This is a genomic window from Acinetobacter sp. YH16052, assembly GCF_013417155.1.
GTDB lineage: Bacteria > Pseudomonadota > Gammaproteobacteria > Pseudomonadales > Moraxellaceae > Acinetobacter.
The window spans coordinates 24,858-45,073 of sequence record NZ_VPEO01000003.1; the positions used below are offsets into that span (position 1 = coordinate 24,858).

The 20,216-nt window shown below is 43.1% G+C and carries 22 protein-coding genes; 10 read left to right on the plus strand and 12 right to left on the minus strand.

All coding sequences use genetic code 11. The features are described from left to right. The first annotated feature begins 26 nt into the window (after nt 1-26). Together cydX and FTV42_RS02875 are read left to right on the plus strand one after the other, a co-directional pair. Nucleotides 27-128 (plus strand): cytochrome bd-I oxidase subunit CydX, encoded by a 102-nt coding sequence (gene cydX / locus FTV42_RS02870; protein WP_004278713.1) that lies wholly within the window; start codon nt 27-29, stop codon nt 126-128. Between the two features lie 3 nt (nt 129-131). Continuing rightward, nucleotides 132-434 carry a cyd operon YbgE family protein gene (locus FTV42_RS02875; protein WP_004278714.1) on the plus strand — a complete coding sequence of 101 codons (303 nt, stop codon included), beginning with the start codon at nt 132-134 and terminating at the stop codon, nt 432-434. A 152-nt stretch (nt 435-586) separates the two neighbouring features. Here FTV42_RS02875 and rodA read toward each other — a convergent pair whose 3' ends face one another. The 6 genes from rodA to FTV42_RS02905 all read right to left on the minus strand — a co-directional run bounded on the left by rodA (nt 587) and on the right by FTV42_RS02905 (nt 6,800). Next, nucleotides 587-1,726 (minus strand): rod shape-determining protein RodA, encoded by a 1,140-nt coding sequence (gene rodA, locus FTV42_RS02880; protein WP_180037334.1) that lies wholly within the window; start codon nt 1,724-1,726, stop codon nt 587-589. Between the two features lie 112 nt (nt 1,727-1,838). Then, complete coding sequence (gene ispD, locus FTV42_RS02885; RefSeq protein ID WP_180037335.1) at nt 1,839-2,552, minus strand: 2-C-methyl-D-erythritol 4-phosphate cytidylyltransferase; 714 nt, start codon at nt 2,550-2,552, stop codon at nt 1,839-1,841. Then, entirely contained in the window at nt 2,521-2,913 is a 393-nt protein-coding gene (locus tag FTV42_RS02890) for a septum formation initiator family protein (RefSeq protein WP_004645271.1), read from the minus strand. The genes ispD and FTV42_RS02890 overlap by 32 nt, the downstream gene beginning before the upstream one ends. Nucleotides 2,914-2,920: 7 nt before the next feature. Then, entirely contained in the window at nt 2,921-4,210 is a 1,290-nt protein-coding gene (gene eno, locus FTV42_RS02895; protein WP_004278719.1) for a phosphopyruvate hydratase, read from the minus strand. A gap of 59 nt (nt 4,211-4,269) precedes the next feature. After that, nucleotides 4,270-5,127, minus strand: coding sequence for a 3-deoxy-8-phosphooctulonate synthase (gene kdsA / locus FTV42_RS02900; RefSeq protein ID WP_005266221.1), 858 nt, complete (start codon nt 5,125-5,127; stop codon nt 4,270-4,272). A 32-nt stretch (nt 5,128-5,159) separates the two neighbouring features. Continuing rightward, nucleotides 5,160-6,800: a CTP synthase gene (locus FTV42_RS02905; RefSeq protein ID WP_004278723.1), complete on the minus strand. Its 1,641-nt coding sequence runs from the start codon at nt 6,798-6,800 to the stop codon at nt 5,160-5,162. A gap of 225 nt (nt 6,801-7,025) precedes the next feature. On the opposite strand from FTV42_RS02905, the gene FTV42_RS02910 reads away from it, so the two are divergent. After that, the gene (locus FTV42_RS02910; RefSeq protein WP_373683213.1) at nt 7,026-7,448 is read left to right on the plus strand and encodes a hypothetical protein; all 423 of its coding nucleotides are present in this window, start codon (nt 7,026-7,028) and stop codon (nt 7,446-7,448) included. 56 nt (nt 7,449-7,504) lie between these two features. Here the strand turns inward: FTV42_RS02910 and FTV42_RS02915 are convergent, their stop codons facing one another. The 3 genes from FTV42_RS02915 to FTV42_RS02925 form a co-directional block, all read right to left on the minus strand. Next, nucleotides 7,505-8,617: a YheT family hydrolase gene (locus FTV42_RS02915; RefSeq protein ID WP_086044730.1), complete on the minus strand. Its 1,113-nt coding sequence runs from the start codon at nt 8,615-8,617 to the stop codon at nt 7,505-7,507. 70 nt (nt 8,618-8,687) lie between these two features. Then, entirely contained in the window at nt 8,688-9,098 is a 411-nt protein-coding gene (locus FTV42_RS02920; RefSeq protein WP_180037336.1) for a nuclear transport factor 2 family protein, read from the minus strand. Between the two features lie 187 nt (nt 9,099-9,285). Continuing rightward, nucleotides 9,286-11,310 carry an NADPH-dependent 2,4-dienoyl-CoA reductase gene (locus FTV42_RS02925; protein WP_180037337.1) on the minus strand — a complete coding sequence of 675 codons (2,025 nt, stop codon included), beginning with the start codon at nt 11,308-11,310 and terminating at the stop codon, nt 9,286-9,288. Between the two features lie 166 nt (nt 11,311-11,476). Here FTV42_RS02925 and FTV42_RS02930 point away from each other — a divergent pair, with 166 nt between their 5' ends. The 4 genes from FTV42_RS02930 (at nt 11,477) to FTV42_RS02945 (ending at nt 14,683) form a co-directional block, all read left to right on the plus strand. Beyond that, the gene (locus tag FTV42_RS02930; protein WP_148334890.1) at nt 11,477-12,025 is read left to right on the plus strand and encodes a PadR family transcriptional regulator; all 549 of its coding nucleotides are present in this window, start codon (nt 11,477-11,479) and stop codon (nt 12,023-12,025) included. Nucleotides 12,026-12,039: 14 nt separating this feature from the next. Then, the gene (locus FTV42_RS02935; RefSeq protein ID WP_180037338.1) at nt 12,040-12,972 is read left to right on the plus strand and encodes an alpha/beta fold hydrolase; all 933 of its coding nucleotides are present in this window, start codon (nt 12,040-12,042) and stop codon (nt 12,970-12,972) included. Between the two features lie 19 nt (nt 12,973-12,991). Beyond that, entirely contained in the window at nt 12,992-13,696 is a 705-nt protein-coding gene (locus tag FTV42_RS02940) for a Sir2 family NAD-dependent protein deacetylase (protein ID WP_180037339.1), read from the plus strand. Between the two features lie 87 nt (nt 13,697-13,783). Next, a complete protein-coding gene (locus FTV42_RS02945) occupies nt 13,784-14,683 on the plus strand; it encodes a LysR substrate-binding domain-containing protein (protein WP_004645280.1) in 900 nt (299 codons plus the stop codon). Nucleotides 14,684-14,933: 250 nt separating this feature from the next. Here FTV42_RS02945 and map read toward each other — a convergent pair whose 3' ends face one another. Next, nucleotides 14,934-15,728 (minus strand): type I methionyl aminopeptidase, encoded by a 795-nt coding sequence (map, locus tag FTV42_RS02950; RefSeq protein WP_180037340.1) that lies wholly within the window; start codon nt 15,726-15,728, stop codon nt 14,934-14,936. Between the two features lie 350 nt (nt 15,729-16,078). Between map and brnQ the strand changes: the two genes are divergently transcribed. Together brnQ and FTV42_RS02960 are read left to right on the plus strand one after the other, a co-directional pair. Continuing rightward, complete coding sequence (brnQ, locus tag FTV42_RS02955) at nt 16,079-17,365, plus strand: branched-chain amino acid transport system II carrier protein (protein ID WP_180037341.1); 1,287 nt, start codon at nt 16,079-16,081, stop codon at nt 17,363-17,365. 586 nt (nt 17,366-17,951) lie between these two features. Beyond that, nucleotides 17,952-18,170, plus strand: a complete 219-nt coding sequence (locus tag FTV42_RS02960) for a hypothetical protein (protein ID WP_004645284.1) — start codon at nt 17,952-17,954, stop codon at nt 18,168-18,170. A 113-nt stretch (nt 18,171-18,283) separates the two neighbouring features. Here FTV42_RS02960 and FTV42_RS02965 read toward each other — a convergent pair whose 3' ends face one another. Next, the gene (locus tag FTV42_RS02965; protein ID WP_180037342.1) at nt 18,284-18,742 is read right to left on the minus strand and encodes a hypothetical protein; all 459 of its coding nucleotides are present in this window, start codon (nt 18,740-18,742) and stop codon (nt 18,284-18,286) included. Nucleotides 18,743-18,859: 117 nt separating this feature from the next. Here FTV42_RS02965 and FTV42_RS02970 point away from each other — a divergent pair, with 117 nt between their 5' ends. Then, nucleotides 18,860-19,723 (plus strand): alpha/beta fold hydrolase, encoded by an 864-nt coding sequence (locus FTV42_RS02970; protein ID WP_180037343.1) that lies wholly within the window; start codon nt 18,860-18,862, stop codon nt 19,721-19,723. Nucleotides 19,724-19,922: 199 nt separating this feature from the next. Here the strand turns inward: FTV42_RS02970 and FTV42_RS02975 are convergent, their stop codons facing one another. Next, nucleotides 19,923-20,144: a hypothetical protein gene (locus FTV42_RS02975; protein WP_180037344.1), complete on the minus strand. Its 222-nt coding sequence runs from the start codon at nt 20,142-20,144 to the stop codon at nt 19,923-19,925. Between the last annotated feature and the right edge of the window lie 72 nt (nt 20,145-20,216).

Below are 20,216 nucleotides of genomic sequence, written 5' to 3' on the forward strand. Positions count from 1 at the left end.
GGGCTGTGTCTTAAGGAGAGACAACTATGTGGTATTTTGCCTGGATTCTGGGTGTACTGATGGCATGTTTTGCCAGTGTGATTGCTGCCATTTACATGGAACAACACCAAGACCTGGATGAGGAATAAAACATGACAGAAGCTGCGCTTGAGAAAACCGTTGTAGACAAGAAACCAAACAAATTTGCGATGATGATTTCCTGCCTATTGGCTTTTCCTCTCGCAGCCGTGTTATTGGTTCATCCTTCTGCAATGCTGGATGCCAACGGTGAATATAGCCATAGTGCCATGATGTATATCATGATTGGTATTTCTGGAGGCTTTGTCCATGGTGTTGGCTTTATGCCGCGCCACTGGTTCTGGAAATGGTTGTTTAGCCCTTTCCTAGCATGGCCTTTAATGATCTGGGGTTATTACACCTGGTTTCTCAGTTAAAGTATGAAATTAAAAAGCCCTCATTTGAGGGCTTTTTAATTTCATACGAATTCTAAAATATTCTTCTTTTTTCTTCTGGCCAAAACAGGATTTTTAAAACAACTTATTTTAAGTATATAAAAAGCCGGAACCAGTCCGACTTTTAGAATGACTTATCGATGAGTATGAATCGACATCACAATGCCCATCCCGGCCAGCATGGAAATCACTGCCGTTCCACCATAACTCATGAGCGGTAATGGATCTCCAGTTACAGGTAAAATCCCGCTCACCATGCCTGAGTTTAAAAATACAAAGAAGAAGAAAGTCAGTCCTATGGCTCCAGCATATAAACGGCCAAAGTTATGAAAGCTGTTTAAACCAATCATCAGACAGCGAATAATAATGGCAGTGAATAAACTAAACAGCAGGAAAACGCCGATAAAACCGAATTCTTCGGCATAAGTCGACATAATAAAGTCAGTATGATGTTCAGGCAGATAACCTAAATGTGATTGGGTACCTTCGGTATAGCCTTTGCCCGTGGAACCACCTGAACCAATCGCAATTTTGGACTGGATGATATTCCAGCCTGCACCCAAGGCATCCGATTCCGGATCAAATAACGTGGTAATACGTTTTTTTTGATACTCTTGTAGCACGAACATCCATGCAGCCGGAGCTGCCACAGCTACCGCCGCTGCTGCACCACCAATCAGACGCCACGACATCCCACTTAAAAATAGAACAAAAATACCAGGAATTACCAAGCCAATGTTCAAGTCAGGCTGAAGTGCCACCAAAACAAATGGTACGCCCAATAAAATCAAAGCCCCGACAATATGCAAAAATTTGGGAGGAAACGGCTTACGTGCAAAATACCATGCCATCATCAAAGGCATCGCAAATTTCATCACCTCACTCGGTTGCATGCTTCCCACCCCCGGCAAGGTAATCCAGCGGGTTGCACCTAAACGTTTTTCACCAATCACAAAGACCAGAAGCAGCATGAAGATCCCGAAGGCATACAGGTATGGACTAATCGCCTGATAGACTTTCGGTGGAATCTGCGCACAGATAAACAGCAGCACAAAACCAATTCCAAAACTGATCGCCTGACGCACCACCATGCCAGAGTCTTCGGATGTCGCGCTATACACCACCATTAAACCCAGGATTGCATTGAGAACTAGAAAGCACAATAACCAGGGATCAAGGTGCAACTTGGTCCATCGAGATGAATCTTGCGGGTTAATACTACGTCCATCACGCAAAGAGTGACGTAAAAACCGATACTGCTGTGAAGGTATCATTGGCCAAAAGGTGAAAAAGAATGATGGCAAAATTATAAGTGAAAGCTATAGCGAATAGATCGCTATAGCCAGATTTATTCTGCTTTTATTTAAATATTATTTGAATATATTTTTAAGCCTGAGCCTGTAAAATCAGCTTGGCCAGTTCCAGATCGTCCGGATAGGTAATTTTAATATTATCGGAACGCCCTTGTACTACACTCACCTGTTCGCCGATATGTTCCAGCGCACTGGCTTCATCGGTAATCGTGGCACCATCTTGCAAAGCCTGCTCAATCGCCCGTTTCAACACACCTAGCTTGGCCATCTGTGGTGTTTGTGCCTGCCATAGCATTGAGCGATCCACTGTTTCCTCAATATCAAAATTGGTTACTACACGCTTAAGTGTATCTCTTACTGGAATCGCCAGAATCGCAGCCTGATCATTTGTAATCGCCGTATTGACCAGTTGTTGCAGACAATCCAGACTGACACAGGGACGCGCCGCATCATGTACCAGCACCCAATCATTTTCAGAAGCGATTTGAGATAAATAGTTCAGTGCATTTAACACGGAATTCACCCGCTCGGCACCACCCAAACAAAAATGGGCTTTCTCCAGACTGGAAAATGGCAATGTTTTTGCCACGTTGTCCTGTGCACCAATCGCCAGGACATAACCCATCAAAGGCAGTTGATTCAGACGAGCCACCGTATGTTCAAGAACAGTTCGCTCTTGAATCATCTGATATTGTTTCAGTTCTATTTTAGAGAAACGGCTACCGGAACCTGCAGCTGGAAGAATGACCCAAAGTTTAAGGTGTGGTTGGTGCTTCAGCTGACTCATTGGTTCGCAGGTCTACTTTAGAATTAGGATTAAGATAGATCGGTTTATATTGAGTACTGATCGTGCTCATTTGAATAAAAGTTTCGCGTGGCTTAATCAGACCAAGATCTAAACGCGCATGTTCTTCGATGGCTTCAATACCATTCTTCAAATCATAAACTTCTGCTGCCAGAACGCGATTACGCTCTTTTAGCTCATCATTCAATTCCATTTGTTGTTGGATTTTCTGGGTCAGTTGCTGATGATCATGATAACCACCTTCACCAAACCAGTATAAATATTGAAACCCTGCGATCAAAATGATCGCAAGGCCCAACAGTACTTTACTCGCAGTCGAGTCGAATACATTTAACATTGACATAAGTCGCTTAGTTCAAACCTTTGAACTCAGCTTTACCGCGATATGCAGCATTAGTCAATTCTTCAATACGAAGTAATTGATTATATTTCGCTACACGGTCAGAACGGCAAAGTGAACCCGTCTTGATTTGACCCGCTGCTGTACCTACTGCAAGATCAGCAATCGTTGAATCTTCAGTTTCGCCTGAACGGTGTGAAATTACCGTAGAGTAACCATTTTCTTTCGCAAGGTAGATGGCATCTAAAGTTTCAGTCAAGGTACCGATCTGGTTGTATTTAATCAGAATAGAGTTACCCACTTTTTCGTTGATACCACGCTGCAGGATTTTCGGATTCGTTACGAACAAGTCATCACCTACCAACTGGATCTTGTCACCAAGAATTGAAGTCAGGTAAGACCAGCCTTCCCAGTCAGATTCGTCCAGACCATCTTCAATCGAGATAATTGGGTACTGGTTTACAAGACCTGCTAAATAGTCAGAGAACTGGTTGCTTGTGAACGCTTTGTTGCCTTCGCCCGCAAGAATGTATTGACCATTTTTGTAGAATTCTGAAGATGCACAGTCAAGCGCAAGCATGATGTCAGAACCTGCTTTGTAGCCAGTTTGACCAATTGCTTCAAGAATAACCGTAATTGCTTCTTCGTTTGAACGTAAGTTCGGTGCAAAACCACCTTCATCACCTACCGCAGTGTTTAAACCTTTTTTGTTTAATACTGATTTAAGTGAATGGAAAATTTCAGCACCGGCACGTAGCGCTTCAGAGAATGAAGTGAAGCCTACTGGCTCAATCATGAATTCTTGAATATCGACGTTGTTGTCTGCATGTGAACCACCATTGATGATGTTCATCATTGGTACAGGCATGGTCAAAATCGTTTGACCGCGAAGATCTGCGATGTATTGGAAAAGAGGAATTTTCTTTTCTTCAGCAGCAGCGCGCGCAGCAGCCAAAGACACTGCCAAAGTTGCGTTTGCACCTAATTTTTCTTTGTTTTCAGTACCGTCAAGCGCGATCATCGTGTTATCGATGTCTTTTTGTTCGAATACTGATTTACCGACCAAAGCGTCACGGATTAACGTATTGACGTTATTTACCGCAGTTTTAACGCCTTTACCTAAGTAACGCGCTTTATCGCCATCACGAAGTTCTAAAGCTTCACGAGAACCAGTTGAAGCACCAGATGGTGCACATGCACGGCCAACTACGCCAGATGCTAAGATTACGTCTGCTTCGATGGTAGGGTTACCACGAGAGTCCAAAATTTCACGTGCACGAATGTCAACGATTTGGCTCATGAACTATTCCTCAGTTGATTAATATGAGCTGCCTATACGGCAGCGCAAGAGTGATAAACTCAGTGTGTATCTAACTTTTCGAAACCTTTAACCAAGGTATCCAATTCTTTTAGCTGTGCCAGGAACGGCTCAAGCTGAGACATGCGCAGCGCACATGGACCATCACACTTGGCTTTTTCCGGATCTGGATGTGCTTCCAGGAACAAGCCTGCAAGACCCGTTGCCATACCCGCACGTGCAAGCGTTGTAATTTGCGCACGACGACCACCGGCAGAATCTGCACGGCCGCCTGGGGTTTGTAAGGCATGGGTCACATCAAAGAAAACCGGGACATTCATTTCTTTCATGATGTCGAAGCCCAGCATGTCTACAACCAGATTGTTATAGCCAAATGCCGAACCGCGTTCACAAATGATCAGCTTGTCATTTCCGGCTTCCAGACACTTATGCAGAATATGGCGCATTTCGTGCGGAGCGAGGAACTGGGCTTTTTTGATGTTGATGATCGCATCCGTTTTTGCCATGGCTTCAACAAGATCCGTCTGACGGCTTAAGAAAGCTGGCAATTGAATAATGTCTGCCACTTCTGAAACAGGAGCCGCTTGGTACGGCTCATGCACATCGGTGATGATCGGCACATTAAAGTGTTTTTTAATGTCAGCTAACCACTCGAGACCTTTTTCCAGGCCAGGCCCACGGAAAGAGTTCAGGCTTGAACGGTTGGCTTTATCAAAGCTGGCTTTGAACACATAAGGAATGCCCAAACGTGTGCAGATATCGACATAAGTCTCTGCGATTTCAAAAGCCAGGTCTTTAGATTCAAGTACATTCATTCCGCCGAATAATACAAATGGCAAATGATTTGCCATTTGTATATCGCCCAAACGTACAATTTCTTGTGGTTTTAATTGCGACATTTAAACTTCCCTAGTTGTGTCCTACGCACCGATTATTTGGTTTTTTGGTACTGCTTTTTCGCAGCATCAATGAAACCGGCAAACAATGGGTGACCATCGCGTGGCGAGCTGGTAAATTCCGGGTGGAATTGTACTGCAATAAACCAAGGATGTGCAGGAATTTCAACAGTTTCTACCAGATGCTGTACCGGAGAATAACCAGAAATCTTCATGCCTTTTTCTTCCAGCACTGGGATATAACGGTTGTTCATCTCGTAACGGTGACGGTGACGCTCGATGATTTCTTCAGAACCATAAACTTCTGCAGTTTTAGTCCCTGCAACCAGTTCAGATTTTTGCGCGCCTAAACGCATCGTGCCACCCAGATCAGAATCAGCAGAACGTTGCTGAACTTCACCACGCTCATCTAACCATTCAGTAATTAAACCAATCAATGGAGATTTGGTTGAACGGTTAAATTCAGTCGAGGTCGCGTCTGCAATACCAGCAACATTACGTGCGTATTCGATCACAGCCAACTGCATACCCAAGCAAATACCGAGGAACGGCACACCGTTCTCACGTGCGAACTGAATCGCCTTCATTTTGCCTTCAGTACCGCGCTCACCGAAACCACCAGGAACTAGAATCGCATCAGCATCTTTCAATACTTCTGCTACATCTTGGCCTTCAAGCTCTTCAGCGTTTACGTAGTCAATCTGAACTTTCACACGGTTTTGAATACCCGCATGTAAAAGTGCTTCGTTGACAGATTTGTAAGCATCTGGAAGTTCAACGTATTTACCGACCATTGCAACACGTACGGTGTATTCAGGGTTCAGTAATGCTTCTACAACGTTATCCCAATCTGTTAAATCAGCTTCAGGAAGATCGTTATAACCAAAACGTTCACAGATTAAATCATCAACATTTTGTTCGTAGAATGTACGTGGAATCTGGTAGATCGAACGTGCGTCTTTACATACCACAACGGCACGTGCTTCAACGTTGGTAAATAATGCAATCTTACGCGTCGTATCTGCATCTACATCGTACTCTGTACGACAGATGAGAATGTCTGGCTGAATACCAATCGACAGGAGTTCTTTAACAGAGTGCTGTGTAGGTTTGGTTTTTAATTCTGCTGCAGACTTAATGTATGGGAGTAACGTTAAGTGCATTAACATGGTACGTTTATGACCAAGTTCAACCATTAACTGACGTACAGATTCCATGAATGGGAGAGATTCAATGTCACCTACAGTACCGCCGATCTCTACGATCGCAACGTCATAACCTTCGCCTGCACGAAGTACACGCTCTTTGATATTGTCAGTAATGTGTGGAATAACTTGCACAGTACCACCCAGGTAGTCGCCACGGCGTTCTTTATTTAGAACATCCTGATAAACACGGCCTGATGTGAAGTTATTCAATTTGGTCATTTTCGCACGACGCAAGAAACGTTCGTAGTAACCCAAGTCTAAGTCTGTTTCAGCACCATCTTCTGTAACAAAAACTTCACCATGCTGGAATGGGCTCATTGTCCCTGGATCGACATTAATGTATGGATCCATTTTTACCATGGTCACTTTTAAACCACGAGCTTCTAAAAGTGCAGCAACAGAAGCAGCTGAAATACCTTTACCTAGTGATGAAACTACACCACCAGTAACGAAAATAAAATGGGTCATTGGGTTTCTCGTACAATCGAGCCTAAATCGGCCTGCAATGTTGCGCAATTTTACTTTACCTTGTACCTAGAAAGCAAAGTCAATCCGCATCAATTCAAAGAACAATAAACAATTGACTATTCTAACAGCAATTCCTATAAAAAATTACAGTAAGTTCATATGATTTCTATCTTGCATTTTGCTGCTATAATAGTGTATCCCCTCCACACTTTTATGTTTGATGCAATGATGATGAAGAAACTTTTAATCTCCACCCTAATCCTGACTGGCCTGACATTAACTGCGTGTGTAAAAAAAGAAGCACCAAAAGAAGAAGAGCAAGTAGAAGTTACTCCAGCATCTGAAATCTCGACTCCAGAACCAACGCAATTTGAACCGCTTGAACCTGTAGAGCCAGCGGCAATTGAAGAGGAAGTAGCGCCAACGGTTGAAATTCAACGTGAGCAAACTGAAAACACCACGACTGAAATCCGTCGTGAAATCAAAAAACCAGAAACTACTGAGCCGGCACCAGTGCCTGAAACCCGCGAAGAACCTGCGTCAAAGCCTGCTGAGACCACACCTAAAACCAATTCAAATCCAGAAAACAAGTCTGAGGATGATGCGGTTGCTGACGCGATTGCCGCAGCGATGCCAGCACTTGACTAATTACAGGATCATTCATCAAAAAACCCAGCAGATGCTGGGTTTTTTATTGGAACTTTTTAAGCAGATACTGTTGCCGGTGCACGAGATAAGTGAATCAAATAGTCTGCCATTAGTCGGGTAGCCCAAGATTCGGTTTGCATCAAGCCCTGATAAAAGCCGCAATGACTGCCTTTTTTGGTGGTAATCACCATAATATTGGACATCGCCCGAATTTTTTCTTTATAAGGTTCTAAATTTCGGATGTGACAAACCGGATCATCCTCCGCATTTAAAATCATCAGCGGAATTTTGATACTTTCAAATACATAAATCGGATTGGTTGCCTGGGTATAACTGGCATAATCCGTAAATCCGGCCAGTTCAAAATAGAGTTTTTCAAATTCGGACAGATCTTTAACTTCTAATAACTGTTTCCAGCTTGGGCAGACCTGCCAGGTTTCCTGATAAGGATGAATAAAGCGCTTAATCAGTTTTTTGGCCATAACTTTACTGTAAAACGGATGCACATTGGCAAAACCAGTTTCAGTGTTATAGCCAGGACATAAAGCAAAAGCTGCTTTTAATGGGGTTTGTTCACCCTCTTCGCCCAGATAACGCACTAACAATCCCGTACCCGCAGAAGAGCCAACCCCATAGAGATCGGACTGAGGAAATCTGTCCTGTATATACAAGAGTTGTTCACGCAAATCCTGAGTTGAACCAAACAGGTTCATTTTAGGCACAGGCATGGGTAAGTCTGCATGACCACGGCGTAAACACAATGCAACACGCCAACCCGTATATTTATGCAGATCACGAACCAGTTCACGCATTGATTCAGGAGAACCGGTTATCGTATGCAATAAAACAATGGTAGGGGTATTTGCAGGAAGATCCAGTCCATACCAGGCAATACCGGTAATTCCGCCATCTGACATTTTCAGCTGTTCAAGCGCGTCATATTTCAGCTTAATGGTACGTTTTTTAATTAAATCGAAATACAGAATATGTGCGTGTGCATTGGCTAACCAAGGTGTAGGACGATATTTTTGTTGCAGCTGCGGTAAGCGCTCAATGAGTCCTGAAAATACACCATTCGGATTGTAATACAGGGTCGGCTCGTCTGCTCCACTGAAACGATCCAGATATTCACTGGAAAGCTGACCCAATTTTTTAAGCAACATTTTCATCTGTCATCCCCCTCTAGTTGTACTAGCTGTGATTTACAAATTTCATGCCGACTTGAATCAATAGTTCGAATTAAGTTTTAGCTTGGAATGATTGCATCCGCTGGCCCATCTGTACAGCCAGGGCTTCAAGTCCGGACTTAGGTCGGATCATGACTTCAAAATCAATCATCTGACCCTCTTCATTAAACTGAATCATGTCAACTCCCTTTAGTTTTTTATCGCTCACATTGGCAGAAAACTCAAGTACGACATTGTTACCATCTTCACTTATAAATTCACGGTGATAAGTGAAGTTTTCAAAGACTTGAATGACATTGGTCAAAATAAAAAATACCACCTGTTTTCCAGGATAAGGCTGAAAAGCCACAGGCGAACGAAATACTACTTCTTCAGCAAGCAGCTCATTCAAGATCGACATATCACGGCTTTCTAGCATCTCATGCCAGCGTGCAATGGATTTTTTTGTATTTTCGATGGTCATTTTGGATTCCTTCTTTTTTGATATTTTTTAATAAAAGCTTAAATACTTCTTTCTTTTAATTGACAGAATTCCCCCTTTTATTAAAGGTGAGAAGTACTGCTTCGCAAGGAGAGATTCTTTCTTACAAATCCTCTCCCTAACCCTCTCCTTTAATAAAGGAGAGGGGAAAAAGCAGGTTTTAATATTTTCAGATCACCGCTGCCAATTCAGCACCCTGACGGATGGCACGTTTGGCATCCAGCTCACCCGCTTCTTTCGCTCCACCAATCAGATGCACATTTTTACCAGCCGCTTTTAGCTCATCAAACATGGCAGTATAAGACTCCTGACCGGCACAGATAATGACGTGATCGACTTCTAGCACAGCAGGCTTGTCATTCACGACAATATGCAAGCCCTGATCATCAATTTTTTCATAATTGGCGCCCGCAATCATTTTTACGTCACGGTGTTTTAAACCGGTACGATGAATCCAGCCTGTGGTTTTACCCAAACTCGCGCCGACTGAAGCAGCTTTACGTTGCAGTAAATAAATTTCACGTTGCGGTTTTTCTACATTTGCGGCTTTTAAGCCACCGACATTTTCATACTCAGTATCAATACCCCATTCATCATAGAATTTTTCCGGATTGATACTGCCACTTTCCCCTTCATGGCTCAGGAATTCGGCTGTATCAAAACCAATACCGCCTGCACCAATAATGGCAACTCGCTGACCCACTGGCTTACGTTCTTTCAAAACGTCCAGATAAGACAGTACTTTTGCATGATCAATACCTGGAATCTCAAGTTGACGCGGTGTCACGCCTGTTGCCACCACAATATCATCAAAGCTTGACTGAGCCAGCTCTTCCAGACTCGCCTTATGATTCAGTTGCAATTTGATACGTGGTTGTAATTCAATCTGACGCTTGAAGTAGCGCAAGGTTTCATAAAACTCTTCCTTGCCCGGAATGGTCTTGGCAATATTAAACTGCCCGCCAATCTGAGCAGCGGCTTCAAATACCGTCACCTGATGACCGCGATTTGCTGCATATACAGCAAAGCTTAAACCTGCAGGACCCGCACCAATTACGGCAATATTTTTTGCTACATTGGTTTCTTTAAAAATGAGCTCTGTTTCATAGCAGGCACGTGGATTGACCAGACAGGTGGCAATTTTCATTGAGAAAATATGATCCAGACAGGCCTGATTACAACCGATACAGGTATTGATCTCATCGCTACGACCCTGCTCCGCTTTCAGGACAAACTCAGAGTCTGCCAGCATCGGACGGGCCATAGAAATCATATCAGCATCACCAGACGCCAATACATATTCAGCCATTTCCGGAGTATTAATACGGTTTGAAGTGATTAAAGGAATCTTCACCTGACCTTTCAGCTTACGCGTGACCCAAGTGAAGGCTGCACGTGGCACTTTGGTGGCAATCGTCGGAATACGCGCTTCATGCCAGCCAATGCCAGTATTGATAATGGTCGCACCGGCTTTTTCAATTTCTTTGGCCAACTGGATGACTTCTTCCAGAGTTGAACCGCCTTCGACCAGATCCAGCATAGATAGGCGATAAATAATGATAAAGTTCTCACCGACCATTTCACGGGTACGGCGTACGATTTCAATCGGGAAACGGATGCGGTTTGCATAGCTTCCACCCCACTCATCATCACGATGGTTGGTACGTGCTGCAATAAATTCGTTAATCAGATAGCCTTCCGAGCCCATGATTTCTACACCGTCATAACCGGCGTATTGAGCCAGCTTGGCACAATTGGCAAAATCATCAATGGTTTGCTGCACCTCAGCCGAAGTTAAAGCATGCGGTTTGACTGGATTGATCGGTGCCTGAATTGGGGATGGCGCGACATTTTCAGCCTGATAAGAATAACGTCCGGTATGCAGAATCTGCATGGCAATTTTCCCGCCCGCTTCATGTACGGCCTGGGTAATCACCTTATGCTTTTCAGCTTCTTCAATGGTGTCAAGTTTGGAACCGCCATGAAACGTTACGCCATGATCATTTGGTGAAATCCCGCCGGTGACGATTAAAGCGACTCCACCTTTGGCGCGCTCTGCATAAAAAGCTGCCATCCGATCATATCCGCCGGGTGCTTCTTCAAGACCAACGTGCATGGAACCCATTAATACGCGGTTTTTAAGTGTGGTAAAACCCAAGTTCAATGGGGCAAGTAAATTCGGATATTTAGACATTTCAACTCCTGAGCATGCGTTTAGGCTGGCTATTGTTTTAGCAACTGGCAGTTTGATCCCTCAATCTTTCCAGTTTAATGCAACTTGTTGCACTAATTTATATGCCAGAATTGATTTTTATGCAACATGTTGCATAATAATCCCGAGTCACTTTTTTGAGACGTTTATGTCTTTAGCGCATGTTTTATTGACCAGCCTGATTGAAAAACCTAGCACCGGAATCGAACTGGCTCGCCGTTTTGACCGTTCCATGGGCTTCTTCTGGAATGCCACTCATCAGCAGATTTATCGCGAGCTGAATGCCATGCTGCAAAAAGGCTGGATTTCGACGATAGAAGAGGAAGACTCGAATAGCCGCAAAAAAACTTATCAGGTAAAACGTCTGGGCCGGGAAGAACTGGCCAACTGGATGCTACAACAAAGCCCACCGGCACAACTGCGCGAAGAACTAATGGTACGTCTGCGTGCCGAAGCCCAACTTGGTGGCAATAACACCTTGGCAGAACTGGAACGCCATCTGGAACTGCATAAAGAAAAACTGAAAACCTATCAGCAGATTTTTGCCAAAGACTTTGCTCAAGCGGACAAAACTGACCGTACCTTATATATTCATAAAATGATTCTGCAACTGGGAATTGATCAGGAACTGGGTTGGATTTCCTGGCTGGAACAGGTTATTCCGCGACTGCAACAATTTGACGCACAACAATTATAAATACGGAGACACACATGCCCTTTTATCGCATGCCCGATGGTGAACAGCTGTTTGTACGCGAATACGGTCGGGGACAGCCGGTACTGGTACTCTCTGGACTTGGCATGCTGAGCTGGCAATGGAAAGCTTTTCTCTATCCGCATCAGAAAAATTTCCGTTTCATTATTCCAGAATGGCGCGGCTTTGGGGCTTCCAGTCGCTGTAAAATTCCGCCAGATAGGGATGCGATTTCCAGTCACTGGTTGGATATTCAGTCGGTAATTCAACAGCTCAATTTAGATAAATTCATTGTGCTTGCTTACTCTATGGGCGCAACCACAGCAATGCACGGCATACATTATGGCAACTTTTCCAGTCAGATTTCTGCTTATTTACATATCGATCAAACACCTAAAATTCCGGTCGATGATGCTTGGGCTTTTGGACTTTTTGGTCCACGTCATCAGGAATTTATCGACATCCTGCAGCAGCTCTCTGCCCTACTTGCACAATACCAGCAAGTTGAATTGATCCGCGATCTCGACATTTCGGTACGTAAACAAATCGCTGCCCTATGGCTAAAGTTTATTCAGCTACAAAATGAACAAAAATATAGTCTGAAAGCTTTCGCATTTATCCTAAATCAACCTCGCCTGCAAAGCCTGTTATTACCTTCCAGCCGGGTGGATTATATGGCGTGGTATATCAATAATTATTTATATCATCGTGAAGATTACCGCGAGGCTCTAGCTCAGCTTAGCTGTCCGGTGACCTTCTTTAGCGGTGTACAATCCAAGTTGTATCCTTTTGAAGGTCAGCGCCTGATTGCAGAAAGCCTGCCTCATGCCAAACAGATAATTTTCAGCAAGTCTGGCCATACGCCTTTACTGACTGAACCGCTAAAATTTTCCCGAGAACTTGGCATCTTCTTGAAAGAAAATTCGCAATCTAGCGGTTCAGCTACCTAAAGATTCAGGAGACAGAATAATGAAAAAGCTGGTGGTCTTTTCCGGTGCAGGCATGAGCGCCGAAAGTGGCATTAATACTTTTCGTGACAGTGATGGACTTTGGGAACAGCATCGTATAGAAGAAGTCGCCACACCCGAAGCCTGGGCCAAAAACCCACAACTGGTACAACGCTTTTATAATGCCCGCCGTAAAAACATTCTGGAAGCACAGCCAAATGCAGCCCATCAGCTGATCGCCAATCTTGAAGATAACTTTGATGTGCATGTAATCACCCAGAATATTGATGACTTGCATGAACGTGCCGGCAGCTCCAAGGTGATCCATTTACATGGCAATATTCGCCTGGCCAAAAGCTCAGGCCCCGATGCACAAAGCACAACCGAGTTTTATCCAATTGAAGGCTCTGAATTAGATTTAAATCAACACTTTTGTAAGGCAGGCTATCCGCTGCGTCCTCATGTGGTCTGGTTTGGCGAAGCCGTACCCGCGTATGAAGAAGCTCAAGACTGTGTACAGGATGCCGATATTTTCGTGGTGATTGGCACCAGCCTTCAAGTTTATCCAGTTGCCGGGTTAATTCATGAGATTCCTGCGAAATGTCCGGCCTATTACATCGACCCGAAAGCCGAGCAGCAGCATTTGCCTGCACAGTTTTACAAAATCCCCCAAAACGCGACCGATGGCATGCAAACACTGCTAGGTTTACTGAAATCCGGGAATTAAATTTTTTTTATATGCTGCATTCTCTGATTGACAGTATGCAACAATCAATTTTTAATCAGCTTATCGTTGCAAGGATGGAATTAAACCATGCTGTCTGATCTGGATGACTTTTACTGTTTCGCTCAGGTGGTGGAACATGGCGGCTTTAGTGCAGCCGAACGTGCAACCGATATTCCCAAATCCAAACTCAGCCGTCGGGTGTTTAATCTGGAAGAGCGTCTGGGTGTACGTCTGATTCAGCGCAGTTCTCGTCATTTTGCCGTCACCGATATCGGCATGAATATTTACCGGCATGCCCAAGTTATGCTGAGTGCTGCACAGGCGGCGCATGATCTGGTGGACCACCTGAGTACCGAACCGCGCGGAACTATTAAAGTCAGCTTGCCCGTCTCTATTGCCCAAAACGAACTGGCAAAAATTCTGCCGGATTTTTTGAAAAAATATCCTGAAATTAAAGTCCAGATGATGATCACCAATCGACGGGTCGATATTATCAATGAAGGCTTTGATCTGGCCTTACGTGTCCGTTCCAGCCTGGATGATGATCCGAATCTGGTGATTCGCCAGTTTGAAAAAATTGAGCAGCACTTATTCGCCAGTCAGGGTTATTTAAACGAATTTGGTGAACTGAAAAACCCTGAGCAACTGGCTGAGCATAAAATCCTGAGTATGGCCGAAGACCATACCGAACAGTTTCTGACCTTACAAAATGAACAGCAGGAACAGAAAAAAATCCGTGTCAGTCCCACCGTCATGGGTTCTGACCTAAATATGCTGGCACAACTGGCCGCGTCAGGCTCAGGCGTCACTTTGTTGCCAGATAACGTGGTCGAGCAGTACGTGGCAAGTGGTGAACTGGTTCGGGTGCTTCCTGACTGGAAAGCACCACATGGTATTTTCCATGTGGTTTATCCTTCACGTCGCGGCTTATTACCTGCAGTAAGGGTCTTTATTGATTATCTGGTCGCTGAATTAAATCGGCGCTAAATGAAGTACTTTTGAGAAAAACTAGACAAAAAAAATAGCTCATTCTTGGGGAAAAATGAGCTAGAGAAACTTTCACTACAGCATAGTAAGCGAAAAAAAGGGAACCTATGTATCTGACTCTTAGTTTAATCAGATATAAAATCCTAAACCACTGTTTAATGTAGTGTTTTGTATTTTTTCGTCAACAAGCACGAGTGAGTTGTAATTTATGTAAGTGGATTATCTGAATAAAGATCATTCAATCAATATTTTAAATTTCCGGATACTCACCTGTGCCTTCAGGCCAAGGCGACAACACTTCAAACCCGGTTTCAGTAACATAGACCATATGTTCCCATTGTGCAGACCATGATTTATCTGTAGTAACTACGGTCCAGCCATCTTTCAGCTCTTTGACGCGGGCTTTGCCCATATTCACCATCGGCTCAATAGTAAACACCATGCCTGGAACCAGTTTAATGCCCTGTCCTGGCTGGCCATAATGCAGAATGTTTGGCTGTTCGTGATAGACCTTGCCGATGCCATGACCGCAATATTCACGCACAATGGAATAGCCTTCACGCTGTGCGACCGTTTGAATCGCATAACCAATATCACCCAAGGTCGCGCCCGGCTTCACCGCATGAATCCCGGCCACCATAGCTTCATAAGTGGTATTGACCAATCGCTTGGCTTCTGGAGATGGGGTTCCAACATAGTACATCCGGCTAGTATCACCGAAATAACCGTCTTTAAAAATGGCAACATCAATATTGATAATATCGCCATCCTGCAGAACAACTTTTGATGATGGAATGCCGTGACAAACCACTTCATTCGGTGAAATACAGGTGGTTTTGGTATAGCCATAATAGCCAATATTGGCTGGCGTCACCTTTAATGTATTTACAATAAAATCATGACAGAGATCATCCAGATATTCAGTCGTGACACCTGGCTTGACATGCTCCCCGATCATCGCTAAAACTTCTGCAGCCAAACGCCCAGATATCCGCAGTTTTTCAACATCTTGCTCAGTTTTAAGACTAATCGCTGGAGCGCGCATATACCTATCCTCACTATGAATCCCTGAATTATAATCCCTTTTTTGCGAAATATGTCGCAGTTGTTGAGTTTCAGTACAGCAATTTTCCTTGAAATAGGACTTTTCACTGCTGCTTATTTGTACAAACAATAACTGACATATTTTGATAGTAAGTGCAGATATTTATTGAGCTTATAAGGAAAAATATATTTTTCAGCGATTTATCAAACATATATTTCTACCAAGATTTGAATGACTGGTTATATGATTCGCAAACTCACTAGAATCAAGGCTTCCAGCCTTAAAATAAACTCCAAAAAATTGGACATATACACTAAAATCGCTTTCTTTTGTTCTATTGATCTCCCTTTATGACAAGTCTGCGTACCCGGGATATTGTCGCCCTAGGTTTTATGACCTTTGCACTGTTTATTGGTGCGGGCAACATTATCTTCCCACCGATTGTGGCTCAACAAGCCGGTGAACACGTATGGCTCGCTGCTTTAGGTTTCCTTATTACAGCAGTCGGCTTACCCGTGATTACCATTATTGCGTTGTCTCGCGTTGAAGGCTCCATTCAGGCACTAAGCTCGCCTCTGGGCAAAGCAGCCAGCATCTTGCTGACTGTAATCTGTTACTTAGCTGTTGGCCCTTTATTTGCGACGCCGCGTACCGCAACCGTTTCTTATGAAATCGGTTTTTCATCTTACTTTGGCAGTGAATCTGGCAGCCTGCTCATTTACAGCATCATCTATTTTGCTGTGGTGACCATCGTATCTTTATATCCAAACAAGATTCTGGATACCGTCGGCTATTTCCTGTCACCACTTAAAATTATTTCTTTGATAATTTTGGGTGTAGCAGCCGTGATGATCCCTGCCAGCAATCCGCCTGCAGCGATCGATAATTACGTTACCAGTCCAGTGACTGAAGGCTTCGTAAATGGTTATTTAACCATGGATACTTTAGGCGCTTTAGTTTTCGGTATTGTGATTGTCAAAGCCATTACTTCACGTGGCGTAACCGATAAAAAACTGATTACCAAATATGCGGTCAATGCCGGCATTATCTCTGGTATTGGTTTAACTCTGGTGTATTTAAGTCTGTTTAAACTTGGACTGGGTAGCCATGAGATTGCACCAAATGCAGCCAATGGTGCCATTATCCTGCATGCATATGTACAACATGCTTTTGGCGATATGGGTGCTTACTTCCTGTCCGGCATGATTTTTATTGCCTGTATGGTGACTGCAATTGGTCTGACCTGTGCCTGCGCTGAGTATTTTTCCAGCTTGACCAAAATTCCGTACAAGATCTTTGTATTTATTCTGGTGGGCTTCTCACTGGTGATTTCAAATCTGGGTTTAACCAAACTGATCGCTGTTTCGGTTCCAGTCTTAAGTGCGATTTATCCGCCTGCCATTAGCGTCATTATGCTGAGCTTCTGTGCAAACTTCTTCAAGAAACCATCTCATGTGATTGCGCCAGTGACCCTGGTGGCCTTGATCTTTGGTATTTTTGACGGATTAAAAGTCGCTGGTTTTGAATTGCCTGCATTCCTGCAAAATTTACCTCTATCAGATCAGAATCTGGCCTGGTTTATCCCGTCCATGATTGTATTGCTGATTACAGCTGTGATTGACCGTATTAGAAACTAAAACTTCTAGGATGTCTGAAAAATCGTATTTTTACCCAAAATCCGGTTTGAGCGTGATCAATAATTGTCAGGTTTTACCCAAACGGACATTTATTGTTTCTTAATAATGACATCAAATCACCGCTGTAAATCTTGATACTAAGATTTTCTATAAAATATGATGTATAGAATTGCACTTTAATTATTTTATTTTTTATATAAATATAAACAAAACTTTAATTTCCTGATTTTAGATACCTATTGTTGCCAACTTAAACCAAGTCCCCCTCCGAGTCATACGCAGGCTTACAAAGTATTGATTAACACTACATATCTTTGGCGTAGAATTTGCATTTTCTATCTGGTCGCATTAATCAAATGATGACTACATCTTATTTCCAAAATTAGCTGGAGGTGAAATCTGAAAATATAATTCTTGCCTAATCAAGTGATTATGTAGTTATACGACTAAAGATGGCCATTTTGACTGTAAAAGCCTGCCACAGCAGTTGCAAAGGTCCAAATTAAACAGTACAACTATATATTCAATTCTGACTGATTAAATCTGCTTTAATCTTCAATAACATAAATAAATGGGAGGGATGGAGATGTTATCATTACATTTCAACAAGCAAGTCTTCATTGACGCTCTTAAAGCCAACAACACCAATCTGGTGACATTTATATGCACCACTTTTGCACTCATGCTGACTTTAACCGTCCATTGCTTAATTCAAGGTAATTTAAAACTTGAATACTTCGGCTATGCACTGATTGTCTCAGCTGCGTTTTTCCTATGGGCTGCCATAGACCAGAAATACCGATAAACAAATTTTTAATTAGCCCAGATGGATGATTTGGCCAGTCATCCATCTGGTGAAAAAAGTGTTTTAACTTTCAAGAATTCCAGCATCCTTTCAGAATAACTATAAAAAGAACATTAAAATAATCCGATAAATGCTCCATAGAGCAAGATCCCCGTCCCGCCCAATTCTGCGATAATTAAACCCAGCATGGCTAAAGTCATCAAACTTCCTGGCAAATGAAACTTACCCAGCTGATGCGGTTGTTTAAACTGATTCGTCGTGTCTTGCAGAAAACCATGTAGCATATAAGCGGCAATCGAGAAGCTAAAAAACAGAATATTGACTAGTACGCAAATCAGATTCACCATACTCGGCCACACTGAACAATAGGCTAATACTGCCAGAATTAAAGTTGCGGGTGCATAAAGCAGGCTGCTACGATGGGCAATATCGACATAATAATGTGCGCGTGACTGAGGTGATTGACGGATCTGCCAGTATTTCCAGACGCCGGTAAACATCCCGATCCACAAGAATATCCCACTAAAAATAATGGCAGTTTTAACGGCCAGCTCAAGTTCTATTAGCTGCATAAGTTTATTCCATGTCTATTATTTTACTGACTTTTAAGTCATGTTTTCCCCAAGCTACCCTGCTAAAAATCTATACAGTAAAAGCTTCATGGGATTATAAAAATCATAGTGTATCGTATGTCTGAATTTGAAACATTGACTCTCCAGTGCCAAGATGGCTATCCCTTAAGTGCACGTTTTTATGCAGCTATTTCTGAAACTGACAAACTTCCAGTATTAGTCTGTCCGGCAACTGGCATTACCAAACAGTTTTATCATCAATTCTGTGTCTGGTTACAAGCTCAAGGCTATGCCGTTATGGTCTTTGATTTCCGGGGGATTGGTGATTCACTACATGGCCCGTTGAGAAACTCAAAAGCCAGTATTGTGCAATGGGGTCAACTGGATATTCCGGCCGCGATCGATGCATTATTAGCACGTACCAATACAGAAAAGGTGACTTTACTTGGACATAGCGCCGGAGGTCAGCTTTTAGGCATCGTGCCAAATCATCATAAAGTCGCAAAAGTCGTGGCCGTGTCTTGCTCAACCGGACATATCAAAGGACTCAAAGGTAAAACCAAGTTACTTGCGCCAGTGATGTTTAATGTTATTTTCCCACTGGCACGCATCACTAAAGGCTATGGCCCGACTCAAGCGATTGGTATGGGTGAAAACCTGCCGAAAGATGTAGCTCGCGAATGGGCGCAGTTCTGTAGTAAACCGGGTTATGTAATCAACGCGATTGGTAAAAATATTGCACCATCCCATGATTATCATGCTCAAGTCACCTGCCCGATTACCTCAATCTGGTCATCGGATGATGAAATTGCCACGGAAGCCAACGTGAAAGATTTACTGCGTTTATATCCAAACGCAAAAACCCAGATAATTGAACTTAGACCTAAAAGTTATGCCTATAAAACCATTGGTCATATGCTGATGTTTAAAAAGTCGCATCAGAATTTATGGCCGGTGATTGAACAGCAATTGGCTGTTTAAATCAGATTTAGATAGTTATTTGCGGGCTGCTGTGTTCTAATACACGCAGTTTGAGATGAGCCTCTTACAGCATATGGGCTTGACCTATATACGACTAGCCCCTAACCATGGGGCTTTTTATTGTCTCAATATTTTAAAACGGATATAAAAATGGACTGACGATAATGCCAACCCATGTCTTTCTTTATCGAATTAAATATTATTTTGACTCAATGTCATACACCCAATTTCGGGCTTGTTTCTCAGTCGTGGTTTCACAAACATAATAGTCATGATCCCAAGCATCTGGATGGAAGATTTCACGTTTGTGATAAGTCACTTGTTTGGCATTTTCGACACAAGTAAAATTTTCACCTTGGTCTTTGACCTGCGTTCCGTTGAGGAAACCACCAATACAGAGGAATCGGGATTGTTTGGGCATTTTACGTCAACTTTCAATAATTTTTAATGTTTGAATTAAATAATATATTTAATAAATATGTAATTTACAGAA

Coding starts and splice junctions, on each gene's coding strand:
- cydX (WP_004278713.1), top strand. CDS start 27: ATGTGGTATTTTGCCTGGATTCTGGGTGTACTGATGGCATGTTTTGCC.
- FTV42_RS02875 (WP_004278714.1), top strand. CDS start 132: ATGACAGAAGCTGCGCTTGAGAAAACCGTTGTAGACAAGAAACCAAAC.
- rodA (WP_180037334.1), bottom strand. CDS start 1,726: ATGATACCTTCACAGCAGTATCGGTTTTTACGTCACTCTTTGCGTGAT.
- ispD (WP_180037335.1), bottom strand. CDS start 2,552: ATGAGTCAGCTGAAGCACCAACCACACCTTAAACTTTGGGTCATTCTT.
- FTV42_RS02890 (WP_004645271.1), bottom strand. CDS start 2,913: ATGTCAATGTTAAATGTATTCGACTCGACTGCGAGTAAAGTACTGTTG.
- eno (WP_004278719.1), bottom strand. CDS start 4,210: ATGAGCCAAATCGTTGACATTCGTGCACGTGAAATTTTGGACTCTCGT.
- kdsA (WP_005266221.1), bottom strand. CDS start 5,127: ATGTCGCAATTAAAACCACAAGAAATTGTACGTTTGGGCGATATACAA.
- FTV42_RS02905 (WP_004278723.1), bottom strand. CDS start 6,800: ATGACCCATTTTATTTTCGTTACTGGTGGTGTAGTTTCATCACTAGGT.
- FTV42_RS02910 (WP_373683213.1), top strand. CDS start 7,026: ATGATGATGAAGAAACTTTTAATCTCCACCCTAATCCTGACTGGCCTG.
- FTV42_RS02915 (WP_086044730.1), bottom strand. CDS start 8,617: ATGAAAATGTTGCTTAAAAAATTGGGTCAGCTTTCCAGTGAATATCTG.
- FTV42_RS02920 (WP_180037336.1), bottom strand. CDS start 9,098: ATGACCATCGAAAATACAAAAAAATCCATTGCACGCTGGCATGAGATG.
- FTV42_RS02925 (WP_180037337.1), bottom strand. CDS start 11,310: ATGTCTAAATATCCGAATTTACTTGCCCCATTGAACTTGGGTTTTACC.
- FTV42_RS02930 (WP_148334890.1), top strand. CDS start 11,477: ATGTCTTTAGCGCATGTTTTATTGACCAGCCTGATTGAAAAACCTAGC.
- FTV42_RS02935 (WP_180037338.1), top strand. CDS start 12,040: ATGCCCTTTTATCGCATGCCCGATGGTGAACAGCTGTTTGTACGCGAA.
- FTV42_RS02940 (WP_180037339.1), top strand. CDS start 12,992: ATGAAAAAGCTGGTGGTCTTTTCCGGTGCAGGCATGAGCGCCGAAAGT.
- FTV42_RS02945 (WP_004645280.1), top strand. CDS start 13,784: ATGCTGTCTGATCTGGATGACTTTTACTGTTTCGCTCAGGTGGTGGAA.
- map (WP_180037340.1), bottom strand. CDS start 15,728: ATGCGCGCTCCAGCGATTAGTCTTAAAACTGAGCAAGATGTTGAAAAA.
- brnQ (WP_180037341.1), top strand. CDS start 16,079: ATGACAAGTCTGCGTACCCGGGATATTGTCGCCCTAGGTTTTATGACC.
- FTV42_RS02960 (WP_004645284.1), top strand. CDS start 17,952: ATGTTATCATTACATTTCAACAAGCAAGTCTTCATTGACGCTCTTAAA.
- FTV42_RS02965 (WP_180037342.1), bottom strand. CDS start 18,742: ATGCAGCTAATAGAACTTGAGCTGGCCGTTAAAACTGCCATTATTTTT.
- FTV42_RS02970 (WP_180037343.1), top strand. CDS start 18,860: ATGTCTGAATTTGAAACATTGACTCTCCAGTGCCAAGATGGCTATCCC.
- FTV42_RS02975 (WP_180037344.1), bottom strand. CDS start 20,144: ATGCCCAAACAATCCCGATTCCTCTGTATTGGTGGTTTCCTCAACGGA.